23 protein-coding genes are annotated in these 24,941 nt (G+C 40.0%); 9 read left to right on the top strand and 14 right to left on the bottom strand.

Annotated features, from left to right (window positions below):
* Window positions 1-69 precede the first annotated feature (69 nt).
* The 3 genes from V6R21_RS09800 (at window position 70) to V6R21_RS09790 (ending at window position 4,890) form a co-directional block, all read left to right on the top strand.
* Entirely contained in the window at window positions 70-2,409 is a 2,340-nt protein-coding gene (locus V6R21_RS09800) for a TonB-dependent receptor (RefSeq protein WP_334243208.1), read from the top strand.
* Between the two features lie 4 nt (window positions 2,410-2,413).
* Window positions 2,414-3,673 carry a DUF4374 domain-containing protein gene (locus V6R21_RS09795; RefSeq protein ID WP_334243205.1) on the top strand — a complete coding sequence of 420 codons (1,260 nt, stop codon included), beginning with the start codon at window positions 2,414-2,416 and terminating at the stop codon, window positions 3,671-3,673.
* 71 nt (window positions 3,674-3,744) lie between these two features.
* Window positions 3,745-4,890 (top strand): PepSY-associated TM helix domain-containing protein, encoded by a 1,146-nt coding sequence (locus V6R21_RS09790; protein ID WP_334243203.1) that lies wholly within the window; start codon window positions 3,745-3,747, stop codon window positions 4,888-4,890.
* Window positions 4,891-4,967: 77 nt separating this feature from the next.
* Here the strand turns inward: V6R21_RS09790 and V6R21_RS09785 are convergent, their stop codons facing one another.
* Entirely contained in the window at window positions 4,968-5,555 is a 588-nt protein-coding gene (locus V6R21_RS09785) for a phospholipid scramblase-related protein (protein ID WP_334243200.1), read from the bottom strand.
* 487 nt (window positions 5,556-6,042) lie between these two features.
* On the opposite strand from V6R21_RS09785, the gene V6R21_RS09780 reads away from it, so the two are divergent.
* On the top strand, window positions 6,043-6,498 hold the full coding sequence (locus V6R21_RS09780) for a hemerythrin domain-containing protein (protein ID WP_334243198.1): 456 nt from the start codon (window positions 6,043-6,045) through the stop codon (window positions 6,496-6,498).
* Between the two features lie 56 nt (window positions 6,499-6,554).
* Here the strand turns inward: V6R21_RS09780 and V6R21_RS09775 are convergent, their stop codons facing one another.
* Window positions 6,555-8,546 (bottom strand): serine hydrolase, encoded by a 1,992-nt coding sequence (locus V6R21_RS09775; RefSeq protein ID WP_334243196.1) that lies wholly within the window; start codon window positions 8,544-8,546, stop codon window positions 6,555-6,557.
* A 187-nt stretch (window positions 8,547-8,733) separates the two neighbouring features.
* Window positions 8,734-9,309 (bottom strand): 3'-5' exonuclease, encoded by a 576-nt coding sequence (locus tag V6R21_RS09770; protein ID WP_334243194.1) that lies wholly within the window; start codon window positions 9,307-9,309, stop codon window positions 8,734-8,736.
* Window positions 9,310-9,557: 248 nt separating this feature from the next.
* On the opposite strand from V6R21_RS09770, the gene V6R21_RS09765 reads away from it, so the two are divergent.
* Window positions 9,558-10,304 carry a glucose 1-dehydrogenase gene (locus V6R21_RS09765; protein WP_334243192.1) on the top strand — a complete coding sequence of 249 codons (747 nt, stop codon included), beginning with the start codon at window positions 9,558-9,560 and terminating at the stop codon, window positions 10,302-10,304.
* An 11-nt stretch (window positions 10,305-10,315) separates the two neighbouring features.
* Window positions 10,316-11,302 (top strand): DNA topoisomerase IB, encoded by a 987-nt coding sequence (locus tag V6R21_RS09760; RefSeq protein ID WP_334243191.1) that lies wholly within the window; start codon window positions 10,316-10,318, stop codon window positions 11,300-11,302.
* A 52-nt stretch (window positions 11,303-11,354) separates the two neighbouring features.
* On the opposite strand, the gene V6R21_RS09755 is transcribed toward V6R21_RS09760, so the two are convergent.
* The 11 genes from V6R21_RS09755 to V6R21_RS09705 all read right to left on the bottom strand — a co-directional run bounded on the left by V6R21_RS09755 (window position 11,355) and on the right by V6R21_RS09705 (window position 21,496).
* Window positions 11,355-11,804 (bottom strand): GNAT family N-acetyltransferase, encoded by a 450-nt coding sequence (locus V6R21_RS09755; protein ID WP_334243189.1) that lies wholly within the window; start codon window positions 11,802-11,804, stop codon window positions 11,355-11,357.
* Window positions 11,805-11,832: 28 nt separating this feature from the next.
* Window positions 11,833-13,038, bottom strand: a complete 1,206-nt coding sequence (locus tag V6R21_RS09750; protein ID WP_334243187.1) for a porin family protein — start codon at window positions 13,036-13,038, stop codon at window positions 11,833-11,835.
* Window positions 13,039-13,067: 29 nt separating this feature from the next.
* A complete protein-coding gene (locus V6R21_RS09745; RefSeq protein WP_334243185.1) occupies window positions 13,068-14,207 on the bottom strand; it encodes a DUF2891 domain-containing protein in 1,140 nt (379 codons plus the stop codon).
* A 122-nt stretch (window positions 14,208-14,329) separates the two neighbouring features.
* Complete coding sequence (locus V6R21_RS09740) at window positions 14,330-14,959, bottom strand: energy transducer TonB (RefSeq protein WP_334243184.1); 630 nt, start codon at window positions 14,957-14,959, stop codon at window positions 14,330-14,332.
* Between the two features lie 89 nt (window positions 14,960-15,048).
* A complete protein-coding gene (locus tag V6R21_RS09735) occupies window positions 15,049-15,561 on the bottom strand; it encodes an SRPBCC family protein (RefSeq protein ID WP_334243182.1) in 513 nt (170 codons plus the stop codon).
* Window positions 15,562-15,567: 6 nt separating this feature from the next.
* On the bottom strand, window positions 15,568-16,080 hold the full coding sequence (locus V6R21_RS09730) for a hypothetical protein (protein ID WP_334243180.1): 513 nt from the start codon (window positions 16,078-16,080) through the stop codon (window positions 15,568-15,570).
* A gap of 109 nt (window positions 16,081-16,189) precedes the next feature.
* A complete protein-coding gene (locus V6R21_RS09725; protein ID WP_334243178.1) occupies window positions 16,190-17,188 on the bottom strand; it encodes a hypothetical protein in 999 nt (332 codons plus the stop codon).
* A gap of 379 nt (window positions 17,189-17,567) precedes the next feature.
* The gene (locus tag V6R21_RS09720; protein WP_334243175.1) at window positions 17,568-18,440 is read right to left on the bottom strand and encodes a helix-turn-helix domain-containing protein; all 873 of its coding nucleotides are present in this window, start codon (window positions 18,438-18,440) and stop codon (window positions 17,568-17,570) included.
* Window positions 18,441-18,564: 124 nt separating this feature from the next.
* Window positions 18,565-19,026, bottom strand: coding sequence for a DUF1801 domain-containing protein (locus V6R21_RS09715; protein WP_334243173.1), 462 nt, complete (start codon window positions 19,024-19,026; stop codon window positions 18,565-18,567).
* Window positions 19,027-19,475: 449 nt separating this feature from the next.
* Complete coding sequence (gene rlmF, locus V6R21_RS09710; RefSeq protein WP_334243171.1) at window positions 19,476-20,393, bottom strand: 23S rRNA (adenine(1618)-N(6))-methyltransferase RlmF; 918 nt, start codon at window positions 20,391-20,393, stop codon at window positions 19,476-19,478.
* A 5-nt stretch (window positions 20,394-20,398) separates the two neighbouring features.
* Window positions 20,399-21,496, bottom strand: a complete 1,098-nt coding sequence (locus V6R21_RS09705) for a class I SAM-dependent methyltransferase (protein WP_334243169.1) — start codon at window positions 21,494-21,496, stop codon at window positions 20,399-20,401.
* 228 nt (window positions 21,497-21,724) lie between these two features.
* On the opposite strand from V6R21_RS09705, the gene V6R21_RS09700 reads away from it, so the two are divergent.
* From V6R21_RS09700 to V6R21_RS09690, 3 genes are all read left to right on the top strand, one after another.
* A complete protein-coding gene (locus tag V6R21_RS09700) occupies window positions 21,725-22,567 on the top strand; it encodes a 1,4-dihydroxy-2-naphthoyl-CoA synthase (RefSeq protein ID WP_334243167.1) in 843 nt (280 codons plus the stop codon).
* Between the two features lie 176 nt (window positions 22,568-22,743).
* Window positions 22,744-23,514, top strand: a complete 771-nt coding sequence (locus V6R21_RS09695) for an NYN domain-containing protein (RefSeq protein ID WP_334243165.1) — start codon at window positions 22,744-22,746, stop codon at window positions 23,512-23,514.
* A gap of 336 nt (window positions 23,515-23,850) precedes the next feature.
* Window positions 23,851-24,879: a DUF4856 domain-containing protein gene (locus V6R21_RS09690; protein WP_334243163.1), complete on the top strand. Its 1,029-nt coding sequence runs from the start codon at window positions 23,851-23,853 to the stop codon at window positions 24,877-24,879.
* The last annotated feature ends 62 nt before the right edge of the window (window positions 24,880-24,941 follow it).

The raw sequence follows: 24,941 nt of genomic DNA, 5'->3' as shown, positions 1-24,941 counted from the left end.
TCTAAATAAACTTTTATAAAACCATTACAACTATTATGTTTGTTTTAATTTATAATTAGTCTAAATAAAATGTTGAGAATACTTTTTATCCTGATCTGTACTTCAACAATCTCCTTCCATTCGCTTTCACAAGAAAATAATGCTGTACTCACAGGATTAGTCGTGAATAGTAATGGTGAACCTTTGCCTGGAGTAACCATTCAACTGAAAGAAATAAGCAGTAAAGGCGCTATCACGAATGAGGAAGGGAAGTTTGAAGTCCGCAATATTCCAAAAGGAGATTACACCCTAATTATCAGAGGGGTTGGATTTATCAATCAACATATAAGCATCTCATATCCTTTTTCAGGAAACCTTACAATTACGTTAAAAGACGATGCTAAAGTACTTCAGAATGTTGATGTAAATGCAGATAAACAAGCCAAAGAAATCACGGAATCAGGGCTGAATACCTCTATTATTGACGTCTCTCAATTTCAGGATATGAATCTGGATATCAGTCAGCTGGTTGAGGCAAGTGCAGGAGTAAATATAAGAAGGTCTGGTGGTTTAGGTGCTACCAATCAGGTATCTATCAATGGACTTTCTGGAAAGCAAGTAAGGTTCTTTATAGATGGTATATCTATGGATTTTTTGGAGACTACACTCAATGATCTCCCTGCCAATATCATTCGTTCAGTTGAAATTTATAAAGGTGTAGTTCCCATCGAGTTGGCATCAGATGCATTAGGTGGTGCAATCAATATTAGAACTGTGCCCCCGAAAGAAGAATTGCTGGATGTTTCCTATTCCTATGGTTCATTTAATACGCACCGCTCCTCTATTGTATTACAGAAAAACAATAATAAAGGGCTGTTCTTGAGGTTACTGACTTTTCTCAACCATTCTGACAATAACTATTGGATGGATGGGATGCCCATTGCCGATAGCCTAGGAAACATCTCCACCTACTCACGTGTAAGAAGATTCCATGACCAATATACATCAGGTACTGCAAACCTGAAGTTTGGTATTACAGATAAAAAAATAGCCGATATACTAAGTGTAGACTTCTTCTATTCAGGGAAAAAAAACAACATGCAACACCCTGAAGTATCCATCAACCGTGTTTATGGAGGATTACATTCTCAACAAAACTCCCTTTCGGCAATGATGCACTATTTAAAGAAATGGGGGGATTTCAGTATCGAGGCAAAAACAGTCGCAAGTCAAAAGAACTCCGTAATCTATGATACCTTATCCAGAAGGTATAATTGGGCACAGGAATATAAATACGTCACCAGTGAACGCTATGATCAAAAATCCATCTTCCATATGGATGACCAGATATTCACAGCTTCTCTCAATGCTAAATATCAGGTTACAGATCAGAAAAACTTAAGTTTTAATGCTTTTCACCATCAGGTAAACCGTCAAGGAAGTGACGAAATCAATGAGAATAACCACGCCTTTGAATTCCCTAATAAACTTAGTAAAGATATCATCAGTATCTCAGGAAATCATACCAGCTTAAATGAAAGGCTTCGGGCATCATTGTTTGCAAAGCAATACTTCTTTAAAAGCATAATTAATACTGAAGAGTACCTAGAAGGTGAATTTCAAAATGTAGAAACAAAAGCAGATCTAGTTAAGACGGGCTATGGCGCTACAGCCAGTTATATGCTTCACCCATCATGGGTTATGAAGCTTTCATTTGAAAAAGCATATCGTCTTCCTGAGTCTATTGAAATTTTAGGTGATGGCGTGTTTGTACTTCCATCGCCAGACCTGATCGCTGAAAGTTCTCACAATTTGAATTATGGTATCATATTCAAAAAAGATACACAAGCCAATAAATTAAAGTCTGAAGCCAACCTGTTTTTTAGACCTGCAAAGGATTTCATCAGATATGTCAATGATAGAGGGGTATATGGCAGCTACCATAACATTGCAGATGTCAACATCATCGGCATTGAGTCTTCAACCCTCTGGAAATGGCAAAATAAATACGCTGTAGACTTCAATTGGACATACCAGTCAATTACGGACCAATCCAAATATAGTCAAGGAACTATCAATGAAAATCGAGGAAACAGAGTTCCAAATACCCCTTATTTTTTCTGGAATATCCGATTAGGCTATAACCTAAACCTTGCACAATCCAACAGAATGACTTTTAACTGGACCTCCTCCTACGTTCATGAATTTTTCCTGTATTGGGAAGGTATGGGAGAACAAAGTGAAAAAAATAAGATACCCACTCAATTCACCAACGACCTTGACATAAGCTACATTTTTAAAGAAGGCAAATACAGTGTCTCGCTGGCTTCCAGAAATATTTTTGACGCAAAAGCTTATGACAATTTCAGCATTCAAAAACCTGGAAGAGCATTTTATCTAAAATTCAGATTCTACTTAAACAACAATTAAATTAATGATGAAGAAGTACATTTCAATTGGACTACTATTAGCGCTTGGTGTTTTCGCAAGCTGTGATGATGATAATGAACCTGAAGTGACTACAGAAGAAGCAAAAGGCATCACACTTACCCTCAAAACCAAAGGTGATCAGGAAGCTGAATATGTGGTTACACAAGAAAACCTGATGGAAGGTACTGTTTCTGCTGAGGGGACAGGTTTTGAGTCATTTGACTGGAACTTCTCTTATACGGTAGGTAAATCACTTTTCATTGTTGGGTATACCAACTTTGAGGCTCAGGTATATCAGGTCAATGACGAAGGAGAGATTTACGAAGCGGCTAAATTCCTACTGGAAGCTCCTTTAGAAGTATTCGGTAATGTAAATAACGAAACCATGCTGGCAATGGATCCTCCTAGAGATGGTTCGCATAGCCTGAGAAAGCTTTATTCAATAGATGCTGCTTCTGGCGCTGTAACCAGTATCAAAGAGATCAAAATCTACGATGTTGATACAGGCACAGCAGGTGAAGGTGTTACGGCATGGCCAACAGCATTGCAGGTAGTTGGCGACAAGCTTTTTATTCCTTTCTATCTGGTTGATGACAATGGCTACTACACTACTCCTCAGCCTGACAAGGCATACGTAGCAGTATACTCATACCCTAACGTAGAAAGTGAGCCAATCAAAATCATCGAAGATGACAGAACCAGTAACATTGGTGTAAACGGCACAACTACTGGTCTTATTCAAGCTGACAATGGCGACCTATACTCATTCTCATCTGGCGCTTACCTGTCTGGTTTCTTGCCTGTAGCTGAAAAACCTTCTGGGATTTTAAGAATTCCAAATGGCTCAACAGAGTTTGATGAGAACTACTTCTTTGATATTGAAAACGCTGAAAATGGTGGTAACCTATTCTGGTTTGACTATGTAGGAGACAACAAGGCCATTGCAAGAATCTTGACTGAGGACGTTGACCCTGCCAGCGACCCTGATTACGAGCTCTACTGGGGAGCCTTTGGTAGATCAATCTTTAACCAAAAGCTGGTAATTATTGACCTTGCCAACCAAACCATTACTCCAGTGGAAAATGTACCGTTACATGCCAAGAGATATACTACGCCTGTGTATGTAGAAGATGGAAAAATTTATGTAAGTATCGAAACAGCTGATGATGCATACATTTACCAAGTAGACATTGAATCTGCTACAGCAGTAAAAGGCGCTAAAATTGAAGGCAAAACAATTAAAGGATTCTCCAACCTTTACTAAGATCTAGTCTTAAAGTAAAAGGTGTAGTCTAGGATATAGACTACACCTTTTTATATGATCAATATTGCAATATGAGAAGTTTCAATACACGTCAGGTTTTTCGGTTGATTCACTTATTCATTGGGCTTACTTCAGGGCTTATTGTTTTTATTGAAGCAGTTACAGGAGCTATTTGGGTATTTAATGAGGAAATTTCCTCACTCCTCAAAGAGGACATTACAGTTGAAATGAAAGACGCACCAAAACTTTCACCAACTGAGGCAGTAGCCTTTGCAAAAAATGAACTTCCTAACCGTGCTGTTCATGGTATCTTATACTCAAATGAGGCAAAACCTATTGAGGTCATCTTTTATGAGGCAGAACCTGAGTTCTATTATTCCATTTACCTCGATCCTTACAGTGGAAAAGTAATTGACAGAAAAAATCACAAAGATAGTTTCTTCTCATTTGTGTTGGATGGGCATTTACACTTGTGGTTGCCTCCCAAGATTGGAACTCCCATCGTTTCTTATGGTACGTTACTATTTCTATTTTCCATTATCACTGGCATTGTCTTATGGTGGCCCAAAAACAGAAAAGGGAGACGGCAACGCCTCAAACTTGACTGGAAACCGTCAACACGATGGAGACGAAAAAACTTTGACCTACATACAGTCCTAGGCTTTTATGTTTCTGCTTTGGCATTAGTATTTGCCATCACTGGGCTAGTTATGGCGCTTAACTGGTTTTACGTACTGTTTTACAGTTCAATTGGTGGTGATAAAGAAACTGCCTTTATTATCCCTAAAAATACCTCTGAGAAAATCCCTTCAGAAAACCAGTTGAAGCCCATTGACCAACTACCTGATTTTCTCGAAAAGCAATACCCAACCGCTAAGGACTATGAAATTCACTTTCCATATGCAGACTCAGTCAGTATCTATGTCGAAGTTTCCTATCAGGATGGAATCTATTCTGATGCCGATTACCTGTTCTTTGATCAGTATACACTTGAAGATGTATCCACTCCAAGTGTCTATGGCAAGTACCAAGATGCAAGTTTCCAAGACCATCTTATTCGAATGAACTATGACATTCATGTAGGAGCAATTTTGGGATTACCCACAAAGGTGTTGGCATTTTTGACAAGTCTATTGATTGCAACCTTACCCATTACAGGGCTAGTCATTTACCTTGGAAGAAAGAAAAAGCAAAAACAACGGATATCAACTTACTAAATGCAAATATTGGAGCATAAAAAAGGGCTTACTCAAAAAAACTTGAGTAAGCCCTTTTTTATGAAAAACAACTTTCACTATTCTTTCAATACCATATCGATACACATTACGGCAGCCATAATCAGTAGACGCAGTGGGTGATCTGAAGGTACTTTATCATCAATCTGCAAAACATAATTATCTGCTGTAGTGAAAAGCTCCTTACCCAGTCCGCTCCATTTCTTGGTCACAGTAGCAAACTCCTCATTCTCTTTCACAAATCTGAAATCCCAGCTAGTCCATTTTCCTTTCAGTGAACAAAGTACCTGCTCACTAGGGTCCAAAACATTGAATTTACCTCCAATAGAGAAAAACTTCTGCTTGAACAGTCCAACCACTTCATCCTTTTCATTCAGGACTTCCACTTTTGACAGGAACAGAGAGATTCCTCTTCTTACAGTCAGGATTTTTTCTCCTTCAGGTGTTCTGATCTCAATGTTAAAAGGAGTCATTCTTTTGTAGTCACTAAATCTGAAAAGCTTAGTGAAAATACTCAGGTTTTCCTCTCTACAGTGCAGTACGATATCTCCTGTCTCAGGGTCATGGATATCATAATTGTTGGATGCCTTGAACATACCAACATGTTCCTTTACTAAAAACAGGTTATTGTTAAGGATTGAATTCATCTTAATTAGATAGGTTTAAAAATGAAAAATGAGCCTATTCTATGTTTCAAAACATTTCATGGCTCTTAAAAAAACGTCACATTAATCGCCGAAAATTATGGAAAAAATATAACTATTCTGAGTGATCAATTGAATTTTCAAACTTGGCATCTAATTGGTTTATCCTATCTCAAAATTGAGATACCATACAAGCAGCTTCTTCCCTATTCAATCGTAAAATTGACACTTTAATCCCTCTGATTCTGAACTTGGTTTTGTCTATAGTGGTTAAATTATATGCACCAACAATTTTAAAGAACAGGTAATAAAGCCCCTTCTAAATACCAATGCGGTAGCAAGGCTACCCCTTTGAAGAATCTCTATGAACAAGCCAAGAAAATAGAAGTGAAGCTAGGTCGAAAAGAAAGAGGATGAACTGATCGTAGCACTTAGAAGTAATTGACCACAATATACAACTCAACAGAATATTCACCTAAACCTGATAGCCATGACAATATTTGAATCGATAAGACAAGATCATGACATTCAGCGGAAACTTGCTGACGAACTGATTCAGACCTCAGGAAGTTCCCAAAGAAGGAAAGAGGTTTTTGAGGAGTTCAAGAAAGAACTTCAGGCACATGCAGAAGCTGAAGAACGGTATTTTTATATCCCTCTCTTTCAGGAGGACATGACACAAGATCATGCTAGGCATGGAGTAGCCGAACACCATGAGATTGATGAGCTGATTGAGAAATTGGAAAAAACGGATATGAGCAATGCTGCATGGTTGCAATATGCCAAAGATTTAAAGGATAAGGTTTGTCACCATTTGGACGATGAGGAACACAAATTCTTCCAGTTGGCAGGCAAAGTACTGACTGAAGGTCATAAATCTTCCTTGGGTAAAAAGTACCGTTCGGCTATGCAGGAAAGGCATGCTGGGTATGTCAAAGAGTCCTAATTATAAAAGCAACAGTCTTATTGAGTAAGACTGCTGCTTTTCCATTTTTGTAAAGGTTAATGCAAAATTTCTTCTGCAATCACTTGAGCCAAATCCTGTCCTGGGTTATGTCCTCTTCTGTTAGAAAGAATTGCTATCACCAGCTGATCTGAGCCTCTGTATATCATAAGGGAAGACCTCGCTCCAGCCCAGCTCCCTTCATGTCCTACCAATTGGTGAGAATGACCAAAGGTATCTGTCCCTATAGCCCACGCCAACCCATATGGAGAAGCAGGTAACATGCGTGTCCACATTCTGTTGTCTCTTGTATCTGCATCTACAATTTCACCATTGAGGGTTTTCCAGCCAAACCAAGCCAAATCAACCGCATCCACTTCTATTCCTCCTCCAAGTACTTTCCAAGAATTATCTTCATAGGTCGCTTCTGTCTGGCTATTATCATCGCTGTAAGGTTTTGCTCTTTCGTAGTTGGATCGCATGTTCTGCGTCCGGTACTGAACCCTCATACTGTTAAAGCCATACCTGTCTGCTATTTCCTCTTCTACCAATTGAGCTACCGGTCGACCAGACACCTTTTCCAATACAGCCCCCACAAATGTGAATCCATGAGTAGAATAGTTTATGCTACTACCGATACTACAGTTTGACATAGGAGGAGTATTCCATATTTCCTCCAGAGCCAGTTGAGATGTATTATAGTGATCAATAGGTGGTTCAGGGCCATTATCATATTCCCATATGCACCCCAAATGAGCCAGCAAATCCTCGACACTATGCGTATGCCCTTCTACAGGAATGTCTAGGTAATCTGTAGTCTTTTTAGTTAAATCCAGATTTACCGTTGTACCATCTGCCAACCTGCCTTCACTTTCCATCTTGGCAGCCAAGGTTCCTCCTATCACTTTTGAAACAGAAGCCGCCAGGTAAACCGTCCTCCCATGTGCCTGCTTAGAAGCGCCAATATCTGCCATTCCAAAACCCCGCTGGTATACCAAGTCTCCTTGGTGAATAATGGCTACCGAAATACCAGGAATATCATTAGCCTCTCGGTAGTCCTCAATAATGTTGTCAATATTTCCCTTTTCAGCCCAACTGTAACGCGCATTATTTTCAGTCCATACACCTGCATAGCGAGTACCATTTGGTGTTTCATATCGCTCAAAATCAATTAGCCTCATACCAAGATCCCTATAATACCTCCAGTAGTTGGCATATTCTGTTTCTGTCCTATCTGAACGTACAGCCGTCGCCCGATTGTAGCGATTCTTTTCCCATATTGCGGCATACCGTTGCTGACCGTTCAGCATATAGGACTCAAAATCAATTACGCTGTATCCGTCATTCAGAAAAGCGTCTATACGCTCCTGATAGACTTCCCTTGACATGTCCCGATACTGTGCCCAACCACGGTTATCCGTGTTTTCATACCAGATGGCGGCATACCTGATTCCTGATGGTGTTTGGTAGGCTTCCATATCTACAAGGCGATACCCCGCGCCCGATCGCTCATCAAAGAGTTCTCCATATTCTTCTGCTGTCAGGTCACGATGAGAAGACCATTTCAGCCCTTCTACATTTTCCTCCCAGATTCCCGCATAACGCATAGAGTTATCTGTAAGATAGGCTTCTATATCACTCGGCCTATACCCTTTTCCTTTCAGCTCCTCCCACTTTGCATGGTAGCCATCATTGGTAAGGTCACGCCATTCCTGCCACTTGCGGTTGTCATGGTTTTCTTCCCAAACCATGGAGTAAAGCATATTGGCTCTTCCCTGATAGGCATCTATATCCTTGATTATCCAGCCTCGTTCTTTGTACTGCTCAAACCTTTCTCCAAAAGCATCACTGGAAAGGTCTCTCAATGAAGCCCATTCGAGATCGGTTATCAATTCATCTCCATTATTCAAATGGGAAAAATCACCGTCATCATTACAGTTTGTAAAAAGGAATATTGATGCCGACAGCAGGTAAACTCTTAATGGAAAGTGATAAAAGGTGAAATGATTGTAAAAGTTTTTGGGTTGTTTTCTATCTGATAAGTTTTTCATTTGTAAAGTGATATACATAAGCAAAACATGATACCGATAACATTTCAATACACATTACCAGCAGGATGTAGTCGAATAACTTTACTTCAATTGGGTTACTTATCAGATAGACAAACACCAAACCATTTTATACAATGTTAAAATGTTGATTTTCAATTTTTTTCTAAAAAAGTCAGAAAAAACACTGTTACAGGTTGATCACACCTCTTCTAACTAATTCAAAAAAACATCTTGCACAAGCCTCTACATCTGCCAAAGCATCGTGTGCATTATCAAAACCTTCTTCGAATAAGATATGGTGCAGTTCTTCCAGCTTTGGCCATTTATAACCATAAGGACCTTCCAGCTTACAGAAGTCAGTACTTTCATCTTTGGTACAGATCTTCACAGGTTTTTTCTTGGCAAACAGTTTAGCCCGAATCAGTTCAGCACCTGCAACATTATAATCATAGCTCATGTTATGAGCGATCAAGTATGGATTCTGCTCCACCTGAGTGATGAAATCCTGCAATACTTCAAGAATTGGTAATCCCAACTCCTCACTCTGCTCCTGAGAGAATCCGTTCTCAATCCAGAAATCTCCAGTTGGCATGATCCAACCATCAGGCTTGATCAGTTCTACCCGCTTTTTCAATAAGTTTCCACCTTCATCATAGCTGGCATAAGCCAATTGTATAATTCGTGGCCAGTTATCCAAATCAGTCATTGGTGCTTTCCAGTTCAAGGGCAAGCCAGTAGTCTCTGTATCAAAAAACAAATACATATTTCCGTCAGTTTATTTGTAAGCTTATCGCTGTTATGTTCAATTTATTTCAATATCATATTTCCTGTAGCCATGTCTAAAAATGAGCTACTAAAGCTATCTCTCTTCAAGCTTATAAATTTAAAAAGTTCTTATTCAACAAACGTACAAGTTCATAAAATAAAGATCAGTGTGTTAGCCTGTAAAGCTAAAAGATCTCTTTAAATTTAGTTTACAGCATACACCTACAACCCAAATCCAAATATTCTATGAGCAAATTAAGCCAGAAAATTGCAGTAATCACAGGAGGCAACAGCGGTATTGGCTACGCAACGGCAAAGGAAATGAAAGCCCAAGGCGCAGAAGTCATCATTACCGGAAGATCTGAAACAAAAGTCTTAAGCGCCGCTTCCGAACTAGGTGTAACGGGAATGATTGCAGATGTTGGTAACCTGTCTCACCTAGATGAATTAGTTAATCAGGTTAAAGAACGTTTTGGCAAGATCGATATCCTTTTTGTAAATGCAGGTGTATTTACGCCCACTACAATTGGTCAGGTTACGGAAGAAGTCTATGACCAGCTAATGAATATCAATCTTAAGGGTGCTATTTTCACTATTGAAAAGTTTATTCCCATCATCAATGACGGAGGTGCTATCATTAACCTTTCTTCTGTCAATGCCTACACAGGCTCATATGGCACTGCTATATATGCGGCAACAAAAGCCGCTCTGAATTCATACACCCGAACCGCTTCTACTGAGTTGGCTCCCAGAAAAATCAGAGTCAATGCTGTCAACCCAGGTCCTGTCTCAACTCCTATATTTGGCAAAATTGGTATGCCAGAGGAACAGCTTGAAAAAATGACGATGCAATTGGAAAATAGGATTCCGCTGAAACGGTTTGGAAAACCTGAGGAAGTGGCAAAGCTCGTTACCTTCCTTGCTTCAGATGATGCTGCATTTATCACAGGAGCAGAATACAATATTGACGGTGGTGTAGCTGTACTGAGTTAACATTGAAAAGGGTGAAAAAGCTTAAACATACTGATGATGATTCACTCTGCTATAAAAGAAAAAAGCAGGGAAAAGGCTTTACCTATCTGGATGAGCATGGCAAAAAAATCAATGACCATGACACAATCGAACGAATCGAAGCTTTAGTGATTCCTCCCATGTGGTCAGAGGTCTGGATATGCCGATTTTCAGAGGGGCATATCCAAGCCACAGGAAGGGATGAAAAAGGGCGCAAACAGTATCTTTATCATGAAGAATGGCAACGCCAGCAACAGCAGCAAAAATTTGACAGGATGAAGCCTTTTGGCAATGCCTTACCTGATATGCGTAAGCGTTGCCTGATGGATTTGGAACAAAAAGATTGGGAAAAAGAAAAAGTACTGGCATTGATGGTACTTTTACTTGATGAAACTGGCATACGTATCGGTAACCAGCAATATGCAGAACAGAACAATTCTTATGGACTCTCTACTCTCAGGCGTAAACACCTGCATCTGAAAGGAAAGGAGTTATTATTCAAGTTTAACGGCAAAAGTAATCAACAGCAAGAGGTTCATATTGAAAACCATGAGCTGATTCGTTATATCAAGAAGTCCGCTGAACTTCCCGGCTATGAACTCTTCCGCTATCAGGATGACTCAGACAAGTGGCATACTGTAAACAGCGAAGAGGTAAACGAATACATCCACCAGACCATAGGAGAAGAATTTTATTGTAAAGACTTCCGTACTTGGGCTGCAAGTCGGACAGCGATTGAGTGTTACCCTGATGCTGTTAGCCTTTACAAGGAAGCACCTAAGAAAAAGTTGCCAAACATACTCATCAGGTTAGTAGCAGAGCAGATCGGCAATACCGAATCTGTTTGTAGAGAATATTATGTCCACCCAAACATTTTGCAGCTTGTAGCGCAAGAAGTTTTTCCAAAAAACACTTACAAGGACAGTATCAAACCTTTTGGGCATTCGGCTGAAGAAAAACTCTTACTGAAAATCATATAAAAAAACTGTCAGGAAATATAGTCCTGACAGTTCAAAACCTTTGTATATCTGATTAGGATTGAGTTTTCAACTTCATATGCAGAATTGGATAAGGCTTGCCTAAGCTATCCAACTCAGAACGGCTGTCTACCTCAAAGCCACAATGGAAGTAAAAACCAACAGCTTGTTCATTCTGCTCATTGACATCCACTTTGGTAATCTTAAACTCATTAATTGCATACTCCACTAATGCTTTTCCGATACCTTTTCCTCTTGAATCAGGGTGAATAAAGAGCATTTCGAGACTATTTTCAGCTACTCCAAGAAATGCCAGAATTTCTCTCCTTTCATTTCTGACACACCTTAGTTCTACCATATCCAAATAGCTGTTTAAGATAAGTGGCTTAAAGTATTCAATATCTCCTTCCTCCAAAAAATGGTGCGTAGCCCTCACAGAAGCTTCCCAAACATCTACCACTTTTGGGTACTCCGACTGCTTTACATAATCGATTCTATAATTCATGGTTTATTCTTAAAAAAAGCAGATACTGTCAAAATAAGGTGTAACCAAGCATTAATGACAATGTGCTGTAATTAGCGCTATGATAAAGGTAATCACTCAATAACTCTCTGTTAGTTTGATACCTTACTTCGCAACTATACTTATTTCTGTATTTATACCCGAAACCAAAAGCCCAGTTATTTCTTGTTTTTATTTCTAAATCAACTGCATTTTCCCTATCGATTTTTGAATTGTTACTAAAATCAACTAGAAACACCCCATTAAGGAATAACTTATTTTTATGATTCAGATAAAAGTAATGTCTCAGTCCAATAGGCACTTCAATTGATTGATAATGTATCTTGTTCACATTATCACGTATTACTCCCTCTGAAATAAAGCACTGAAAAGTTGGCTCAGTCAATACAGACCATTTGTTTTTATTGAATGGCAAATAAAATTCAGCCTGTAAACCTACCCTAAAAGTTATTTTATCCTCAAAGTTTACAGTAGATGTATAATCCCCATATATACTTGATTTAACCATTAGCTGTGAATAAGCCATACCTAAACGTAAGGTAAGATCAAATATGTCCCTTTTTTTGCTTGGTTCATAGCTCACAACAGCAGCCTCTCCACTACAACCATTGTATTGAACAAAAAGCCCTATCAGATCCTTTTTTTCATAATCTAGGCGTTCAATATCCTTTAGAGAGATTTTTTCACACTTTAAATGGTTCCATAGTTGTTGCCTGAACTGGTTATTGTACCCTATATAACCTCCTTTATTCTGATAGGCTTTATATACTAATTGCTTAGGAGCTTCTTCTTCATTTCTTTTTTGATAGAAAAAACGTTTCAGGTTACCATCTTCATAACCATACAAAATTGCGTCTCCTTCCACCAACACTTTTAAAAAGAGTTGTTCTTTCTGAAAAGTTGGATTCCTGTGTATTGATAAATTATTAAGTAGTTCACTTGACCTGTCAATTTCAACAGTGTATCTACGGTATTTGGACACATCTCCTATACCAAACTCTAAAACTGAATCTATCCCTATACTTTCACTGCTCTGACTTTCTGATATTTTATAATCAAACTTAATCGGGTTATTCTTCCAATCTATATTTTTGATTAAACATTCAATTTTTTGACTATCATTATCAATAAAATAACCTTTCTCAAAAATAATTTGCGTATAACTTTTAGCACTAAAATTGACTAATATCAAAAAAATTAACAGGTATCTTTTCATTTATAAATACATTAAAAAATTCAACACTACTACTGTAAAACAAACCCTTCTTCAAGTGCATAAATAGCAAAAGTACCCAGCCAGTGTCCTCCTTCGTAGTGGTCACCTACTAGGTTCGGCAATGAATGGCTCACATGTTTGTTGGCTGTACCGATCAGGTAACTATACTGCGGATATTGCTTTGCCAATCCGTAAAAGCTCCATGCCCTACTGAAATTCAGTCCATCAAGATGTACCAGCTTTCCGTCAGTACGGTCAGCAACCTCTCCGACCGCCAGACTGTAATCGGGCTGTACCAAAGCAGGCAGGAATGTGCTTACCCACTGGCTGAACTCTTTTTCATCCAGCACACGGCGCATCAGATTCATCTCCTCCAGACATGGCGACAAAAAGTCATACCCACTAGGTTCCCACGACATCGGGCAGTTCTGGTCTTGCCAATAAAAATCCTTGGCACGGGATACAATCAATGCTGACAACTCCTGATCTCCTACCGTTTGGGCATAGTCCCACGCCAGTGAAAGTCCAAAGGCAGTATTGGTATGCTCACCAACCCTCACCGGATATTTCAGCTTTGGCAAGAAGTTTATAAAATTGTTTCTGATTACATCCGTCAATGGCTGAAGGTTTTCCTTTAGCTGCTTACCTGTCGGGTCATTCCATGTGTACAATTCCTGAGACAGTTTCAGCAACCATGCCCAGCCGTATGTACGCTCAAAAGACTTGTGGTGCTCCTTCTCAAAGTAAGCCACTTCTTGCAGGATATTTTCTTTTGTCATGTTTTGCTGCAATGCAAACCTGATGGTCTCCGCCTTCTCCAGTTCAGGATACGTTTTCAGCAGCTTAACCAGTGACCAGTGTCCGTGTACTGACGAGTGCCAGTCATAACATCCATGAAACGCCGGATACAGTTCGTGCGGTTGCTTTGCTTCATCTTTCTCATTCATCCTATGATGAATCATGTTCGGATATTCTGTTTGAATACAGGATAACGGAAGCTCTGCCAATACATTCGCATTCTCCAATGAAAGCCTCATCGGTTGTGCTGAAGCCTCACTGTGGTTGGTTGTTGCTTCCTGAACAGGCGTATCTTGTTTGTCCTGTGCAGATTGGTTCTTACAAGCAACCAGCAATACACAGGCAACAAAGTACAGTAATTGTTTTTTCATGCTCTTGTCAGTTAGTTTATATAATAATCAGTTAGTATTAATGCATTTCTTCGGACATGACACCTCACATAAATCACTTTGTATATGGATGATTCATATACAGTTGTTTTTTACTATTCCCGTTAGTCTAACTTAAAACTTATCGGCAATACAAACTCACTCTCGACAGGGCTTCCCTTCAGGTCAAGAGCCGGAATACATTCAAATTCAACACCTTGAAATGCCTTCATCACTTCTTCATCACAACCATCACCAATTCCTTCTACTACCTCCATCTGTTTTACATTTCCTTTTGCATCAACCACAAACTTGACATTGACCTTTCCTTCTGTACGATTCTTTTTTGCTTCAGCAGGATACCTTATTGATCTTCCAACCTGCTTCAGGACAGGGTACAAACCTCCCAATATGACAATGGACCTAGTGTACTGCGTTGAGTCCATTGCATATTCGAGTCCATTATAATTATACAGAAGCGTATCAGAAGTGAAATCATATTGCTGAACCAATTTTGATTTAGGTGAATAGTACTCCCATACGCCACTTCTTTCCCCATGACTGTACTGACCTTTCACCAGCAAATAATTTGTAGCCTTCTTGTACTCGCCATGCCTGACTGATGGGTCGGACTTCAAGACACTGTAGGTTTCTTTTAATCCGCTTTCATCTTTCACTGAAACTTTCTTTATTTTCTGAGCAGATGAAAAAGTGGTAATCAACAAGAGTGTGATTATAAAAAAGCTGTTTTTCATTTTGTATCTAATTTCATTATGATAAAAAACGATGCGAGTTATTGGTTAAAAAAACCATTCATATCCACAACATTAGCCTTGTTTAGCTATTAGCTTACCGATATCTTCCGATCCGATAATTTCTCCAACAATTTCGGCAGTTTCTTTCCCAACTGCTTTTTCCATCCCATGGTCATAATAAGGCTAACCAGCACCATCTTGAATCCTCTGTAACCCGAATGCTCCATCTGAAGGATAGTGCCGCCACAAGTTGGCTCCAATGTAAAACTTAGCACAGTGTCCAGCTTGGCAAAGATTCCCTTGGCTGCCCGATCTACCGTATCGGAATGGATACCCGCACAAGCCATCGCTTTCTCTCCGGTTGCCTCACCCCGATAGGTATAGCTGATTTTTTTCAAAGGCTCCAATTCTATGACCTGACAATGCGTAATACCGTCCCAGCCTTTTTGGGGAGCCATACGGAAAGTAAATTCACGACCGACTTCTGGTACAAGGTCATTTTCCATAAACCACTGTCCCAAGAAATTTGAATCGGTAAGCGCCTTCCATACAACATCCGGTGTGTATGGAAGCACTTTTTTGAGCTTGATTGTTCGCTGCATGATTGATTATTTCTTCTTCATCATGACAGATGCCAGATATGGATTTGCTTTAAGGATCTTATCAGCCTTCCATACACTGAATAAGCCATAACCCATCCCCAGCAGTATGGCTACCTTTATGGCAATTCCACTCCAAAACATATGAGGCATTAGCAGCAGCAAAAATAAGTAATATAAAGCAGTAATGGTAAGCGGAACTGTCAATGCCAGCTTAGGTAATATATAGGTCATAAACCCGAAGCCACAGAAGATGCCTCCCAAAATGGCATTAAATATCAGCGTTGTCGTATCAGCCCCAGACAGAAAGGGAAATATCAGGTTAAAAATGCCTATAGCAAACAGTAGCCACCTTGATTTGTCCAGGTTTTCAACAGAGGACTGCACTTCACTTTTCTGTACAATTTGTTTGGCGATAAAGGTTGACTGCTCCTGTTCTGTTCCTTGCAAAGGATACTCGCACAATCCGCATGTTACATCATGTACAGCTACTTCAGTCTTACAATTTTTACAGGTTTCCATCTCGTTAATCGGTTTAGTTTTTAAAAAATCGAAGCATCTATCATTTAGTTTTTCACTTAATCTTAATTCAACACCTTAACTGACAAGGAATTGGAAGTAAAAAACAATATCATTTATCACTTGACTGATCTGCTATCATTAATTGTGAAAGTCCTATTGGCGCAATGACATTGACCTGTCCATTTTCATCTTCAAAGGTTGTGATCTTAGTAAAAGTCTGATTGTAATACCAATAAAATTCTTTTGACACAGGTTGTGGATGTTCATTATAAAACTTAGCTACAATTGGTCTTAATATTTTGATGAAATTGACAAACTCAACTGGTGTTTCTTCAGAAATGGTACAGATCACCGCAACCCCTTTGTTGGGTATAGTGATCACCGATCCCCATTCGCCTACCAGTTCGGGCGCATTATTCGTTAAATCCAGTACATAACTCGCACAGTAATCGTCATTTTCAATTATATGCACTTCCATACTATCTCCTTGTGCCTGCAATTTTTTAGAATCCCGAATAACTTCTTGTTTATTTACATTCTGCTGGGCCAATCCAAACAAGGTATCCTCTTTCTGATTCCACAATTCCAGTAATTTTTTAGGAACAGGTGTAAAACCACTGGGCAAATCAAACATCAATAAAGAAACTGTCCCTTCCATATCTTCTTTGGTAATCAACATTTCCTTATTTCCCATAGACTTTATAATTCCCTCATTATATACCCTAATGCTTAATCGATCCTGCATGGAAGCAAAATCTTCTGGGTTGAGTTTACTTTGGGCATCAATCGTATCAAACAGCTTTTTAAAGTGATCCTCTACCAATAATACTATCTGGTCTGATTCTTCATCTTTGCAAATCAACAGTAAATTATGAAGATTAAACTCCGTCATTCCTTGTCCATCTTTTAATCGGATCACTCCGTCTTTAACTGATTTGATTTTATATCTTTCAGAAATCTGTTCTACAGCTTTGTCCACCAATACTTTATATTTGCTTGCTGTCAAAACATTCTCATAACCTTCAGAAAAAGAATACTTTACTTTTTGAGCAGATACCAAATGAGTAAGCAAAAAGAATACAAGAAGACAGGTGAAAATCTTTTTCATGATAATGAATTGGGTTTATAATAATTAAAAATGTAAACAACTGACAGACAGGTGTATTTGTCAAACTACTAATCAGCAATATCTGAAATATAAATCTTTTTCCCTTCCCCAAAATAAATCCCAATATTTGTCACCTCATTTTTATCAGACTCTTCTATTACTTTATAATGAGTATAAAAAATCACGCTTTCCATAATTGTCTTTTCTTTTTAATATACAAAAGAAGCCTACCGTGCACCACCCATAAAATTTCACGTCGAACATCCACCATTCTGGAGCAAATGCAACTGTACTACGTAATTCAAATACCTTCAAATCAGGTAGATATTTTTTTGAAAAGAAATGGAAGGTTTTATTCGGATTGGAAAAAATGTGTGTCTCAGGCTACCCTGATTGGAAATGGCATTTTGAAAAAAGTATTGGAAACAGGTAAACTACCCCATGTTAAAAAAATTAGGCACATAAAAGCCTTGCCTGCCAATGGGGTCGGCAGGAATGTTGTTTTTTGGATTGGGTGAATTAGCAGCTGAAGGACTTGTTGGCTAAATGGCTTTTGTTTTATAGCATTGGCAAAACCAACAGTGGTGGGAGTCCAGAAATAACGATACCTTTTTGTATGACGCTTTACTTCCTGCCTCCAATACCACCTGTGGAATCGAGGCTCCCAAAAGATACGGTTAAAGCGTCTGCGATAATGGTACACCCTGTTGTCCGGTTGCCAGTAATCGCTTCTGAAAAAGTTGTAGGTATAAGCTGCTTTTTCCTGCCATTGCCTGCGGATGCTTTTATTCTGTTTCCGATGACGGTACGCTTTCCACCAATCCCTTTTCCTGCGGGCATCCAGATAAGCTTTTAATGTGCGTTGCGCTTCGCCCGTAAAACGGCTGCCTTGCTGCAAACGGCTTCTGAAATCCTTACGCTTATGGTAAAGGTAATAGCGGTGCTTTGCAATGCGGTAAACTGAAAGATACAGCGGATCACGTTCTTTTTTGGCTTTACCTCTCCTGCCTCCTAGGGGTATGCTGTGATTTTTCCTGCGAATAATTGACCTGATACTGGCGATGGCTTTCCGGAGGTGAGCTTTTTCTTGGGCTTTCAAGGCACAGTAAATCCCGTCCTCCGAATTGCGGTGCAGTTCCCGTATGATCGTGGCACGATGTACACCAACTGCCTTTGCGATTGCAGCAAAGGAATCAGCCTGACCAAGCAGCCTTTCGATGGTGATACGTTTTTGGAGATCAAGATTTTTCAAGCGCCTATTCGGAATAAAATGCGGGGTTCTTTTTTAGAAAATACGGAATGGGGCAGGAAAATGCAATCAAAAAAATAGGGCGAACATATCAGTCCACCCTGTCCATGAATATATTTTGACTTATCTACATAGGTTTTTTCAATGCGGCTTCATAGGTCTTCACCCACTGTTCAGGCGTTATTTTACTAACCAACTCTCCTATAAGTTCATAAGGAACCTGATCCATCTTTTTCAAACGAATACAGCTTTTCCCCATATCTAACTTAGTTGTAATGACCTTCGCATACTCAGCCTTAAACCAGTCCATCAACTCCACATCGGCATAAATACCCATATGGTACAGTCCAATATAGTTTTTCTGCGAGGCAAGGCTTATAAACGGAAGAGGATTGTCAGTATTACAATGATAACCGGCAGGATAAATGGAATGTGGCACCACATAGCCTATCATTCCATAATTCATCACTTCTTCAAAACCTTCAGGCAAGTTTTCAAGTATTACTTCCCTGATTTTTTGCATTACAGTTCTTCGGTCTTCGGGAAGTTCATTCAGATATGATTCGGGTGTAGTAGCATCAGATTTCATGATTATAGTATTGGGGTATCAGGTTTAAGATGTTAGACAGTTCTTATTTTAGCTAAACAATATACAATGAAGAATAGTAAAAAATCCAGTTTCTATAGCCTCTTTGATTGTTCATTTTTCATCGTCCATTTCAATGGATTAAAATCCATCGCTTATATATTTTGTCAATTCGGGACTGACGAAATACTCGTAACTGGTCGTAGCCTCCGCTACGACTAATGAATATGGTGAACGTCTCGCTCAATGAAGTGAGACGCTCAATGCTGTCAACTTAACAACACGAACCACTGTAGGAACACGGCCTTGCCGTGTTCAATCGTGTCACAAATGTCCCACGAGCATGTGTTTCGTGGTGCTTCGCAAGAACAGAGCAAGGCTCTGTTCCCACACTTTTACTAAAGTTGACAGCATTCAGTGAGACGCTAAGACCAGAAAAGAACTATCCTCTACTAAATTTTGCGCTCGTGTGCATCCAAAAACGTCCAAGCCACAAACCTTGTCAACTTGTTGCCGTGTCCCATTTCAATGGTGCGGATGTCCTTCGCTTTTGCTTTCTTCAAATGCTTATACAGATCAGGCAAGGTATCTTTTTTGGACACCAGTGAGGTAAACCAGATACACTGTTGTGGTCGAGTAGCACTTTGCTTGACCATCTTCTTCAGGAACAATGCTTCACCGCCCTTGCACCAAAGTTCTCTTGACTGTCCGCCAAAGTTCAGAGCTTTTTCGGTGGCTTTTTCTCCACCCTGCTTAGTGAGTCTTCTTTGGTTAGCTTTCTCCGCTTCTTTTTCTGAGGCATGGAAAGGTGGGTTGCAAATCGTAAAGTGAAATTTCTCATCCTCTTTCCACACCCCATCCAGAATACCAGCTGCTGATGGCTGCAAGCGTAGTGCTATATCAGTGATGCCGTTCTGCTTCACAATATTTTCTGCCGATTGCAGGGCATCCGGTTCCAGTTCGGCTCCCACAAATGACCAACCGTACAGACTATTTCCCAACAGAGGATAAATGCAGTTGGCACCTACACCAATATCAAGTCCTCTGATCTGATTGCCTTCCGGTATCTTGCCACCGTTGCACGTTGCCAGCAGGTCTGCCAGATAGTGTAGGTAATCTGCCCTGCCCGGTATAGGTGGGCAAAGGTAGCCTTCAGGAATATCCCAATATTTTATCCCATAATGATGGGACAGCAAGGCACAGTTCAATACCTTGACCGCATCTGGGTCTGAAAAATTGATGGTTTCCTCTCCATGTGGATTCTGAAGGGTATAATTTTCCAGTTCCGGACAGGCTTTTATCAGCTGACTGAAATCATACCGCTGCTTGTGTTGGTTGCGTGGATGCAATTGTGGTTTTTGCTTTTGCACGGTGATTAAATTTTGGTACAACGGTAAATCACAAACTTCTCATTTTCGGCTACCGTTTCCACCCTGCCAAACAGCTTTTCAAGATGTACCTTATAGTTCAGGTGTCTGTTGGCAACCAGTTCAAAACGCCCTCCTTTTTTCAGGCGTTGTGCCACCTCTTCAAACAGGGTCAGCGAAACTTCAATATTGTTTTCGTGCTCGAAATGGAAAGGTGGATTGGAGATCACCAGATCATAGCTTCCTTTCTCAAGCTCATCCATGCTGTTGTTGAAATGGAAGTATGTATTTTCCTCTGGCAAGTTCAGCTTGGAAGATTCCACAGCCAACCACGAATCGTCCATCAGGTGAATTTCACTTGCAGGTTGCTGCCTTCTTGCTGCCAATGCCAACACACCATTGCCTGAAGCCAGATCCAGTATTTTCTGATCCGATTCTTTTACTTCCAGATGTTCGATAAAAAACTGGGTAGCATAGTCGATGTTGTTGGCAGAGAACACCCCGAAGTACTGTTTCAGTACCGTATGCTCATCCAGCCTCACCTCGTTCAGGATATTATTTTCCTCAAAATTCTTAGGTTTTCGCAGTATCAGCAAGCGTGCTTTCTTGACAGCACGGCTTTGTCCTACCTCTTCAAAATACGCTTCTGCAATCTTCAGCATTTGTGGCGTGAAATGTCTCGTCATAAATCCGCAGAGTACAGTTCCATTCCCTGTCAATGACTGCGAAAGCTGGTAGAGAAAAAGTCGGAACAAATCCATTGACTTCGGCACGTTAATTAAGCCCAAATCTGTGGAAGGTAATTTCTCCAAAGGGTTGGCAAAACTTTTACCTGTTACCGAAACCTTATTAGCTGTAAAATTCTGCTGAATGGCTTTCTGCTGGGAACAGTAGTTAATCACCGATACAGGCTGAAACTTCTCCAACAGGCTACCCAAAAAGCCGAACCTGTCATTAAAGGTTACAGGAGATGTAGGCGTAAGTTTTTCCTCCGCTATATAATTAACCATCAATTCGTCAGCTGCACTCCATGCCCGAAGTGAACGGTTACTTGTTTCAGGGTAACGTATAATGCTGTATGTTTTTCCTTCGTATGGGAATTTCATTTTTCAGATGCTAATGCCAAATAAATTCAGCCGCAAAGGTAAGGAATTGAACAGACAAAGTTGGCGGTCAAAATCAGTCTGGTAACACCCCTTGCCAAAGAATCCTCGCCTGTACAGGCAGTTGCATCCAAAAAATATTATTTTTGCAAGGCTTTCAAGTATTGGACAGGATGTTTGTGCATCTTATCCAATGCAACTAATTATGTCTAACAACTTATAGCTGAATATATGAGCAAGATAGATTGGGTAACAGTAAAAGAATATCAGGACATTACGTACAAAAAGGCGAATGGCGTAGCACGTATCGCTTTCAACCGTCCCGAAGTACGTAACGCATTCCGCCCAAGAACAGTATCAGAACTTTTTGAGGCCATGTTGGATGCCCGTGAAGATACAAGCATCGGTGTCGTACTGCTTTCAGGTGAAGGACCTTCTCCTAAAGATGGTGGTTGGGCATTCTGTAGCGGTGGTGACCAAAAGGCACGTGGACACCAAGGTTATGTAGGCGATGACGGCATGCACCGCCTGAACATTCTCGAAGTACAACGCCTGATGCGCTTTATGCCGAAGGTTGTGATCGCTGTAGTTCCAGGTTGGGCTGTTGGTGGCGGACACAGCTTGCACGTAGTATGTGACCTTACGCTTGCTAGTAAGGAGCACGCTATTTTCAAGCAAACAGATGCAGACGTAACCAGCTTTGACGGTGGTTACGGTTCAGCATACCTTGCGAAGATGGTAGGACAGAAACGTGCCCGTGAAATTTTCTTCTTGGGTAGAAACTACTCAGCGCAGGAAGCTTACGAAATGGGTATGGTCAATGCAGTAATCCCTCACGATGAGCTGGAAGATACTGCTTACGAGTGGGCACAGGAAATCCTTGCAAAATCACCTACTTCTATCAAGATGCTGAAGTTTGCCTTCAATGCAACGGACGATGGCATGGTAGGACAACAGGTATTTGCAGGTGAGGCTACCCGTCTTACTTACATGACTGAAGAGGCTAAAGAAGGTCGTAACGCTTTCCTTGAGAAGAGAAAGCCGAACTTCAAGGATATCAAATGGATACCATAATCTAGAGGCTATACTTTAGACACTAGACTTATAGAGACGCACTCCATGCGTCTCTATTTTTTTGCTCTGTTTTTGCTTCTTGCATATCCTGTTTCAGAATGTGTACAGAGAGGTGATGCTTATTACAATCCAAAAAGCTGTATATTCAAGCAAATTAATCCAACAAAATACTTTTTATGGTTACCCAAGACGAATTAAGACTGGCAGTACTGATAGATGCCGATAATATCCCCTCCGCCAATGTAAGCGAGATGATGAATGAAATCGCTAAATACGGCACTCCTACCTTCAAACGTATTTATGGCGACTGGACAAAGCCCAATTTGGGTGGTTGGAAAAATGTCCTGCTCGAAAATGCCATTACACCTATCCAGCAATACAGTTATACCAGTGGTAAAAATGCGACTGACTCTGCCATGATCATCGATGCAATGGATATCCTTTACTCAGGAAAAGTGGATGGTTTCTGTATCGTTTCCAGTGACAGTGATTTCACACGTCTAGCCACAAGGCTTCGTGAAGCAGGTATGAAAGTAATTGGCATTGGAGAAAAGAAAACACCCAAACCCTTCCTGACTGCTTGCGACAAGTTTATCTACTTGGAAATTCTCTCCTCTAAAGATGAAGACGAGGAAGAAGAAGATGAAAAACCTAAAGCTGGGATACCTAAAGCCCCTAAGCCTAGACGTCGTAAAAAAGTCACTCGCATAGACAAGAAAACCATCTACCTGATTGCAAACACCATTGATGACTTAGCTGATGATGATGGCTGGGCACTTTTGGCTAAAGTCGGAAGCCTGATTGGTAAGAAACAGCCAACCTTTGATCCTCGAAACTTTGGTTTTGCCAAGCTCACTGACCTGATTAAGTCATTAGAGTATTTCGAGATTCAACAAAGAGACAGTGGACCTCAAAACTCCAAGATTGTTTTTGTAAGGAATAAATAAACGTGGCAAAACACTTCTCAGTTTATCCTGATAAAAGCTTAGAAAACACGCCATCATTATTTCATTTAACATTTAGAATACGAGGGTTTTTCGACTGTAAAATACCTGATTAGTACTTCTAATGCACTTTTTAAAAGGTCTACAAAAGTGTCTATGTTACAACATTTAAACAGTACACTTAAACAACTGTTTAATAAAACATTACCCCTTTCGCTTTTCTCATAAAGTTCACTTTTCAAACAATTATTTATATTTATTTGGAATAATTCTAAGTAAAAAATACATTTGCGCCACATTGTTTTAAATGAATCTAAATAAAAGCACACCTATTACACGATGAGAAAGTTTTTATCAGTAGCAGCTGCAGCCATGATGGTATGCACTTTTACTTCATGTGATGATGAGGAAACAACGCTAACATTACCAACTAACTACAGCTTTGACAATGTTGACTACTCAGGTCAAACTGCAAGAATTAACTTGCTGAGCACACTTGAGTCAACAATCAAGTCAGCAAATGACGGTGTTACAAAAGTTACAAAAGACGAACTGGTTGCGATCTACGAGAACACAAACAACCTATTCGATACTGATAAAAATATTTCAGGTAAGACGGCTGAGCCTTTCAAGTCTGAGGCTTACGACATCTTCGAGAAAGTAGAACTTTACAGTGGCAGCAGTGACAACATTATCGATGGTCGCCTATTCGACAATGATGGTCATGAAATGGCTCAAATGACAGCTAAAGGTCTGATGGGTGCATTACTGTATTACCAAGCTACTTCTGTTTACTTGGGTGAAGAGAAAATGAACGTAGACAATGAGGAAGTGACAGAAGGAAAAGGTACAACAATGCAACACCACTGGGATGAAGCATTCGGTTACTTTGGCGCTCCTGCTTCTGGCTACCCTGAAACAGACGAAGCACTTTGGTACTGGGCTAAATATGCTGAGGAAATGTCTCCTGCATTTGATGTAAGAGCTACTATCTACGATGCATTTATTGAAGGTAGAACTGCTATCGGAAACAAAGATTACAAAGCAAGAGACGCTGCCATTGAAACAATCAAGACCAACTGGGAGAAACTGGTAGCTGCTTGCGCTGTTCACTACATCAACAATGTAATTGCTGATATTGATGCAAACGATACAGGTAGCCTTTACCACCACTGGTCTGAAGGACAGGCTTTCGCTAAAGGACTTCTTTACAACCTGGACAAGAAAATCACTACTGAAAAATTCAACCAAGTGATCAGCCTTTTCGGTGAAAAACCGGATGATGCTGAGGTTCCGAACCTACAGCAAGCTAACCTGATACTGAAAGACGTTTACGGTTTTACAGATGCAGAAATCCTGAATCTGTAATTCTTTTAAAAACATACATTAAATTTGTGGGGTACAGCACAACTCTTTGTTGCGCTGTACCC

Origin of the sequence: Limibacter armeniacum, assembly GCF_036880985.1 — a bacterium.
In the GTDB taxonomy this organism is placed as follows: Bacteria; Bacteroidota; Bacteroidia; order Cytophagales; family Flammeovirgaceae; genus Limibacter; species Limibacter armeniacum.
Note: the sequence above shows the minus strand (reverse complement) of the source record. Positions and strands in the feature narration are given on the sequence as shown.

Bases quoted from the DNA above. Each gene is read 5' to 3' on its own strand.
- V6R21_RS09800 (WP_334243208.1), top strand. From the start codon at position 70: ATGTTGAGAATACTTTTTATCCTGATCTGTACTTCAACAATCTCCTTC.
- V6R21_RS09795 (WP_334243205.1), top strand. From the start codon at position 2,414: ATGATGAAGAAGTACATTTCAATTGGACTACTATTAGCGCTTGGTGTT.
- V6R21_RS09790 (WP_334243203.1), top strand. From the start codon at position 3,745: ATGAGAAGTTTCAATACACGTCAGGTTTTTCGGTTGATTCACTTATTC.
- V6R21_RS09785 (WP_334243200.1), bottom strand. From the start codon at position 5,555: ATGAATTCAATCCTTAACAATAACCTGTTTTTAGTAAAGGAACATGTT.
- V6R21_RS09780 (WP_334243198.1), top strand. From the start codon at position 6,043: ATGACAATATTTGAATCGATAAGACAAGATCATGACATTCAGCGGAAA.
- V6R21_RS09775 (WP_334243196.1), bottom strand. From the start codon at position 8,546: ATGAAAAACTTATCAGATAGAAAACAACCCAAAAACTTTTACAATCAT.
- V6R21_RS09770 (WP_334243194.1), bottom strand. From the start codon at position 9,309: ATGTATTTGTTTTTTGATACAGAGACTACTGGCTTGCCCTTGAACTGG.
- V6R21_RS09765 (WP_334243192.1), top strand. From the start codon at position 9,558: ATGAGCAAATTAAGCCAGAAAATTGCAGTAATCACAGGAGGCAACAGC.
- V6R21_RS09755 (WP_334243189.1), bottom strand. From the start codon at position 11,804: ATGAATTATAGAATCGATTATGTAAAGCAGTCGGAGTACCCAAAAGTG.
- V6R21_RS09750 (WP_334243187.1), bottom strand. From the start codon at position 13,038: ATGAAAAGATACCTGTTAATTTTTTTGATATTAGTCAATTTTAGTGCT.
- V6R21_RS09745 (WP_334243185.1), bottom strand. From the start codon at position 14,207: ATGAAAAAACAATTACTGTACTTTGTTGCCTGTGTATTGCTGGTTGCT.
- V6R21_RS09740 (WP_334243184.1), bottom strand. From the start codon at position 14,959: ATGAAAAACAGCTTTTTTATAATCACACTCTTGTTGATTACCACTTTT.
- V6R21_RS09735 (WP_334243182.1), bottom strand. From the start codon at position 15,561: ATGCAGCGAACAATCAAGCTCAAAAAAGTGCTTCCATACACACCGGAT.
- V6R21_RS09730 (WP_334243180.1), bottom strand. From the start codon at position 16,080: ATGGAAACCTGTAAAAATTGTAAGACTGAAGTAGCTGTACATGATGTA.
- V6R21_RS09725 (WP_334243178.1), bottom strand. From the start codon at position 17,188: ATGAAAAAGATTTTCACCTGTCTTCTTGTATTCTTTTTGCTTACTCAT.
- V6R21_RS09715 (WP_334243173.1), bottom strand. From the start codon at position 19,026: ATGAAATCTGATGCTACTACACCCGAATCATATCTGAATGAACTTCCC.
- V6R21_RS09705 (WP_334243169.1), bottom strand. From the start codon at position 21,496: ATGAAATTCCCATACGAAGGAAAAACATACAGCATTATACGTTACCCT.
- V6R21_RS09700 (WP_334243167.1), top strand. From the start codon at position 21,725: ATGAGCAAGATAGATTGGGTAACAGTAAAAGAATATCAGGACATTACG.
- V6R21_RS09695 (WP_334243165.1), top strand. From the start codon at position 22,744: ATGGTTACCCAAGACGAATTAAGACTGGCAGTACTGATAGATGCCGAT.
- V6R21_RS09690 (WP_334243163.1), top strand. From the start codon at position 23,851: ATGAGAAAGTTTTTATCAGTAGCAGCTGCAGCCATGATGGTATGCACT.